We start from the raw sequence: 5,892 nt of genomic DNA on the forward strand, positions 1-5,892 counted from the left end.
CGCGCCCGGTCACCGCAGTCGTGGGACGCGCACGACGACCGGCCGCTGTACTGGGCGCGGCTGGGGATGACCAAGGCGCTGCGGCAGTGGAAGCCGGGGTGGACCCTGCCCGCCGCCGAGCGGTCCGCGCTGGTCGACCGGCTGGACCGGGCCTCGCGCGGGCTGTCCGACGTCCGGTTCCGCGCGGACGCCGCGCCGACCGCCGTCCCGCGCGCGGCCGGGGACGACAACGGTGGCGGCCGGGGCAGCGCCGACGGTCCCCACGCCGCCGGTCGCCACGCCGCCGGGGTCACGTCGCTCGACCAGCTCGGCAGCACCATCGGCGCCGACCCGCTGGCCCTGCTGGGCGCGCAGGCCGAGGCCGCGCCCGCCCCTGGGGACCGCGCCGCCCCCGAGGACCGCGCGGCGGTGCGGCGGATCGCGCTCACCGGGTTCGACCCGTTCTTCCTCGACGGCTCCGGCATCACCCGCAGCAACCCGTCCGGCGCGGCGGCGCTCCAGCTCGACGGGCGGGTGCTCGACACCCCGCAGGGCCGGGTCGTGGTGGAGGTCGCCGTGCTCCCGGTGACCTGGGGCGAGTTCGACAAGGGCATCGTCGAGCGCTTCTACGGCTCGACCGTCACCGGCGGGCAGCGCCCGCACGCCTTCGTCACGGTCAGCCAGGGCAGGCCCGGCCAGTTCGACGTGGAGCGCTGGGCGGCGCGCTGGCGCGGCTGGTCGCCGGACAACAACAACGCGACCGCGCCCGGCGTGGTCCCGGACGCGGCGGGCTGGCCGCAGCCGTCGACCGAGTTCATCGAGACGACCCTGCCGCACGAGCGGATGACCACCACGCCGACCGGCGACTACCCGGTGCTCTTCAACCGGGGCTTCTGCGAGTTCCCGGCGGGCGCGACCCCCGCGCCGGGCGCGCAGCGGTGCGGGACGGGCGAGCCGACGCCGGGCGCGACGGCGGCCAGCGGCGGCGGTGGCGACTACCTGTCGAACGAGAGCATGTACCGGGCCAACCGGGTGCGCACCGGCCTGGGCGCGACCGACGTGCGCGGCGGCCACCTGCACACCCCGGTCCTGGGCCAGCCCTGGGACGACGCGCTGACCGACGAGTTCTTCGAGGCCGAGCGCAGGGCCATCACCGACCAGGTGATCGCCCTGGTCGCCCTGGTCTGACCCGCGCGCCGGGCGCGGGGCCCCACCCGGCCCCGCGCCCGGCCCGGTTCTCCGGCCCGCACCACTTCGGTCCCGCGCCTTCGGTCCGGGTTCTTCAGCGCAGCGTCACCGGGCGTGCCAGTAGGGTGATCGCGTGCGACGCTGTCGGGCGCTGAGCGGGTTGTTGGCCGTGGTGGCTGTTGTCCTCGCCGGGTGCGCGGAGCAGGTCGGCGGGACGCCGGGCGCCGCTGCGCCCCGGCCCTCGATCACGCCCGCCGCGAGCGAGCTGCCGCAGCCGGGCGCGTGCGTGGACCAGGACCTCAAGGCCGTCGACTGCGCGGCGCCGCACGTCGCCGAGGTCACCGCCGTCGGCGACCTCACCGGGGTCGGGCAGCGCACCGAGCGCGACCTGCGCCGGGTCGCCCTGCCCGCCTGCCGCGCCGCGCTCGCGGGCTACCTCGGCGCGGCGGACCACGACGCCACCCGCATCCAGGCCCAGGCGATCTGGCCCAGCGAGGACGGCTGGGCGCGCGGCGACCGCTGGCGGCTGTGCACGGCGGTCGAGATCTCGCCCACCGGTCAGCAGGCCAGCCGCACCGGGTCGCTGGCCGGGCTGCTCAAGGCCACCGGGTTCGCGTCCGTGCAGCTGTGCACGAGCGGGTCGCCCGCCCGCGACGAGGCGTTGGAGATCGTCGCCTGCGACGCCGCGCACCTGGCCGAGGCGGTGCCGGGGGTGCTCGCGCTCGGTGGTCCGCAGGACCCGCCGCTGTCCCAGGAGCAGGTGAACGCCGCCGCGTCGGGGCACTGCGCGGCGAAGGTGAACGGCTACGTCGGGGCGGTCCGCGAGGACGTCTTCGCGTCCTGGCGCTCGTTCGGCAGCCAGGCCTGGTCCGAGGGCTTCACGACGGCGGTCTGCTACGCCGAGGCCGCCCGCCCGTTCACCGGCAGGCTCTGGGGCCTCGGCCGGGGTCCGCTGCCCGAGTAGCGCGCCCGGTCGAGCGCTCCCCCGGTGGCCGCCGGAGGGCGCCGGAGTTGTCCACAGGGCCCCGTCCCCAGGTTCATGCGCAAGCTGTCCACAATCTCCACAACCTGTGCACAGGTTCATCCACACCCTGTGGAGAACTAGTCTCCACAGGCGGAATAGTTGATCAAGAAGCCGACTTTCCACAGCCGCCGAGCTAAGTAGAAACCTGCTCTGAGCAGCGCGAAGAACCCTCGCGATGACCTCCGGTGCAGTTGTCCACAGCTGTGGAGAACTGCCGGCGCAAGAGTGGAGAACTGGGGAAAGACTGGGGACAACTCGGTTGTCCACAGCCGTCCGGACGAACCGGGAACCCGGCGCGCGGATACCCCGAAGATCGGCTTCTCAACCCCTCGAACCGGCCCTGGAACGGCAGAACCCGGTGGACGCCGTTGTCCACCGGGCCACGTGGCGGGCCGAACCGCGGCCCGCCCGGCCACCCCGCTACCCGAGCCGCTGCCTCAGCGCCTCCAGCTCGTCGCGCAGCGCGGTCGGCACCTTGTCGCCGATCTTCGCGAACCACTCCTCGATCAGCGGCAGCTCGGCCCGCCACTCGTCCGCGTCGAACGCCAGCGACGCCTCCACGTCCTCCACCGGAGCGCCCAGCTCCGACAGGTCCAGCGCCTCGGCGGTCGGCACGTGCCCGATCGGCGTCTCACGGGCCGCCGCGCGCCCCTCGATCCGCTCGACCGCCCACTTGAGCACCCGCGAGTTCTCGCCGAACCCCGGCCACAGGAACCGCTTGTCCTCGCCGCGCCGGAACCAGTTGACGTAGAAGACCTTCGGCAGCTTGTCGGCGTCCGCGCCCTTGCCGGTGTCGATCCAGTGCTGGAAGTAGTCGCCCGCGTGGTAGCCGATGAACGGCAGCATCGCCATCGGGTCCCGCCGCACCACGCCCACCTGGCCGACCGCCGCCGCCGTGGTCTCGCTCGACAGCGTGGCGCCCATGAACACGCCGTGCTGCCAGTCCCGCGACTCGGTGATCAGCGGGACGGTCGTGGCCCGCCGACCGCCGAAGAAGATCGCCGAGATCGGCACGCCGTTCGGGTCGTCCCACTCCGGCGCCTTGATGTCGCACTGCTCGATCGGCGTGCAGTAGCGCGAGTTCGGGTGCGACGACGGCTCGTCCGAGCCCGGCGTCCAGTCGGCCCTCTTCCACGAGGTCAGGTGCGCGGGCGGCTCGCCCATGCCCTCCCACCACACGTCGCCGTCGTCGGTCAGCGCGACGTTCGTGAACAGCGAGTTCCCCTTCTCGATGGTCCGCATCGCGTTGGGGTTGGTGTGGTAGTCGGTGCCCGGTGCGACGCCGAAGAACCCGTTCTCCGGGTTCACCGCGTACAGCCGCCCGTCCTCGCCGAACCGCATCCACGCGATGTCGTCGCCGAGCGTCTCGACCTTCCAGCCGGGGATGGTCGGCTGGAGCATCGCCAGGTTGGTCTTGCCGCAGGCGCTCGGGAACGCCGCCGCGATGTAGTAGACCTTCGACTCGGGCGAGGTGAGCTTGAGGATCAGCATGTGCTCGGCGAGCCAGCCCTCGTCCCGCGCCATCACCGAGGCGATCCGCAGCGAGTAGCACTTCTTGCCCAGCAGGGCGTTGCCCCCGTACCCGGAGCCGAACGACCAGATCGTCCGCTCCTCGGGGAAGTGCGTGATGTACTTCGTGTCGTTGCACGGCCACGCCACGTCGTCCTGGCCGGGGGCCAGCGGCGCGCCGAGCGAGTGCAGCGCCTTCACGTACGGGACGCCGTCGCCGAACAGCTCCAGGGCGCGCGTGCCCATGCGGGTCATGATGTGCATGGAGACGACGACGTACTCGGAGTCGGTGATCTCCACGCCCAGCATGGGCTTCTCCGCCGTCAGCGGCCCCATGCAGAACGGGATGACGTACATGGTCCGGCCGCGCATCGAGCCCCGGTAGAGCTCGGTCATGGTCGCCTTCATCTCGGCCGGGTCCACCCAGTTGTTGGTGGGACCGGAGTCGGCCGGGTCGACCGAGCAGATGAAGGTGCGCTCCTCGACGCGCGCGACGTCCGTCGGGTCGGAAGCCGCCCAGAACGAGTTCGGCTTCTTCTCCAGCGGGACGAAAGTGCCCGCGTCGACCAGTTTCCCGGTCAGCTCGGCCCATTCGCGCTGCGTTCCGTCGGCCCACACGACCCGGTCGGGAGAGGTCAGCTCGGCGATCTCGCGAACCCAGGCCAGCAGTTCCTGGTGGTCGGTCGGGGCCTGGTCGAGACCGGGAATGGTCACTGCCGTCATCTCGTCTCGTCTCCTCGGTGAAGCACCGCCCCACGGGCGGACGACGACGTCCGTGCGGGACGGCGGCGTCCTCGGGAATGGCTGCGCCCGCCCCGGTGGGGGCGTGCGCTGAAAGGGATGGACGGAGGTTAGCCGGGTGAATGCCGGGTGACACCGCGACAACCTGTCGGTTGCCTCACAAAACCGATCAGGTAATCGATTCAGCACCCGATCACCGATCAATCCGCAACGGTTCAGCGGACAAATGCGATGGCGTTCCGGGCGCGTTACAAGAGCGATTGTGGAAGGGCTCTCACTTTGCCCGGCGGATCGATCGGTGAATTGGTCAAGAAGCGCGCGGAACGCGTTCACCTGCGGCGCGAGCGCCGATTCCGGCCGGTCGGGCCCCGGCGGGGCGCGCTGCCCGCGCGCGGGTGGAGACGCGGATCACGGGGAGCGGCGCTTTCGGCACCCGGACATTTCGGGCGCGCGCCACCACGTCGACGCCTTCAGCCCGCGCCCGTTCGTGGGGCGGCGCGCCCGCTCCCCCGCGCTGACCGCCGCACGACAAGAGGACCAGCGCGGCTGACGAGCGCTGGTCCTGGTTGTTGTCTTCGGCCCGAGGCGCGCCCGACCTTCGAGCCCGAGGTCGAACGATGGCAAAACGAGACCGAACAGCACCGCGTGGCGCGCGCCCGAACGGGGTCGCGCCGCGGCGGCGTCAGTTGGGGCTGATCCACTGCCCGGTGGTCGAGTCGATCCGCACCACGCCCGACACTGCGGTGCGGTCGTCCACCCCGTCGCCCCACAGCTGGTCGCTGCCGGAGTCCGCGGTGTACTTGCCGGTGGAGTCGAACCTGCCGTGCTCCACCTCGGTCCACTCGGCGTCCCCGGTGCGCTGCGAGACGGTCACCTCGCCGTCGCGGGTGATCTCGGTGGCCACGTCCGCCTGCCCGTCGCCGTCCGAGTCGGTGAACAGCCAGGTGTCGCCCTCGGCGTCCTCGATCATGACGCTGTCGGCGCGCCCGTCCTCGTCGCTGTCCACGGTCGCGGGCCCGACGTCCTGCGACCCGTTCGCGGTGGTGACGGTGATGTCCCGCCCCTCGGCCGAGTTGGTCCGCTCCGAGTCCTCCCCGACCCGCACCCACTCGCCCGACGCGTCGTCGAACCGGGACCGCTGCACGACCTCGCCCCGGTCGTCGAACGTGGTCATCAGGTCCGCGTCGCCGTCGCCGTCGGTGTCGGAGAACGCGATGCGCCCGCCGTCGTCCGTCTCCACGACCGCGGTCTCGTCCACGCCGTCGTGGTCGAGGTCGTACCCGACCTCGACGGTGTACTCCTCGTCGTCGACGGTGACCTTGAGCTCGCTGTCCGCCGCACCCGCTGACTCGTCGATGTACACCGAAGCCACCTTCCCGCCGTTCGCCTACCCGTAGGACTCACGGTAGGCCGATCCGGTTCCCTGCGGGAAGCCGCAGGCGGGAGCGGCG

At 72.3% G+C, this 5,892-nt stretch carries 4 protein-coding genes; 2 read left to right on the forward strand and 2 right to left on the reverse strand.

Going from position 1 to position 5,892, the window contains the following annotated elements; genetic code table 11:
• Positions 1-1,167, forward strand: a 1,167-nt coding sequence (locus tag ACTUAL_RS06105) for a hypothetical protein (protein ID WP_440899556.1), incomplete at its 5' end; no start/stop codon positions are given.
• Positions 1,168-1,300: 133 nt separating this feature from the next.
• Positions 1,301-2,131, forward strand: a complete 831-nt coding sequence (locus ACTUAL_RS06110; RefSeq protein ID WP_096497452.1) for a septum formation family protein — start codon at positions 1,301-1,303, stop codon at positions 2,129-2,131.
• 480 nt (positions 2,132-2,611) lie between these two features.
• Here the strand turns inward: ACTUAL_RS06110 and ACTUAL_RS06115 are convergent, their stop codons facing one another.
• Both ACTUAL_RS06115 and ACTUAL_RS06120 read right to left on the reverse strand, forming a co-directional pair.
• Positions 2,612-4,423 (reverse strand): phosphoenolpyruvate carboxykinase (GTP), encoded by a 1,812-nt coding sequence (locus ACTUAL_RS06115; RefSeq protein WP_440899557.1) that lies wholly within the window; start codon positions 4,421-4,423, stop codon positions 2,612-2,614.
• A 700-nt stretch (positions 4,424-5,123) separates the two neighbouring features.
• Positions 5,124-5,804, reverse strand: a complete 681-nt coding sequence (locus tag ACTUAL_RS06120) for a hypothetical protein (protein WP_440899558.1) — start codon at positions 5,802-5,804, stop codon at positions 5,124-5,126.
• Positions 5,805-5,892: the final 88 nt, after the last annotated feature.

The organism is Actinosynnema sp. (assembly GCF_052038725.1).

Excerpts from the sequence above, each read along its gene's own strand:
- ACTUAL_RS06115 (WP_440899557.1), bottom strand. The coding sequence starts at position 4,423 with ATGACGGCAGTGACCATTCCCGGTCTCGACCAGGCCCCGACCGACCAC.